General features: G+C 69.8%; 1 protein-coding gene. It reads right to left on the reverse strand.

From position 1 onward, the window contains the following. A partial coding sequence (locus CXR02_RS21910; RefSeq protein ID WP_146072589.1) for an aldehyde dehydrogenase family protein occupies window positions 1-566 on the reverse strand: 566 nt, incomplete at both ends.

The raw sequence follows: 566 nt of genomic DNA on the forward strand, positions 1-566 counted from the left end.
AGCACCGCCTTGGCCGCGACCTCGCCGCCCGTGAAGAAAATGTGGTCGAAGCGCATCGCCAGGAGCGCGGTGGTCTCGGGGATGCCGCCCTGGACCACCTCGGCCGCTCCGGCCAGGTACTCCGGGATCCAGCGTGCCATGGCAGCCGAGGTGGCCGGGGCGTGTTCGCTGGGCTTGAGCACCACGGTGTTGCCCGCTGCCAGGGCGCCGGCCAGCGGGGCGAGCAGCAGCTGCAGGGGGTAGTTCCACGGGCCGATCACCAGGACCACGCCCAGCGGCGTCAGTTCGGTCCAGGCTTTGGCCGGCTGGACGGACAGCGGCACCGGCACGGGACGCGGCCGCAGCCAGGCCTGAAGGTTCTTCGCCAGGTGCGCTGCCTCGGCCGTGACAAAGCCGATCTCCGTCAGCTGCGCTTCGGTGGCGTGCTTACCCAGATCGCTGCCGAGTGCCGCCGCGAAGTCGTCGCGCCGCTCAATCAGCATCCGGCACAGATTGGACAGCTGCTCCAGCCGCCAGGCCAGCGGACGGGTGATCCCGCTGTCAAAAATTTCACGGGAACGGGCGAC

Source organism: Arthrobacter sp. 4R501 (genome assembly GCF_002929755.1).
GTDB lineage: Bacteria > Actinomycetota > Actinomycetes > Actinomycetales > Micrococcaceae > Arthrobacter.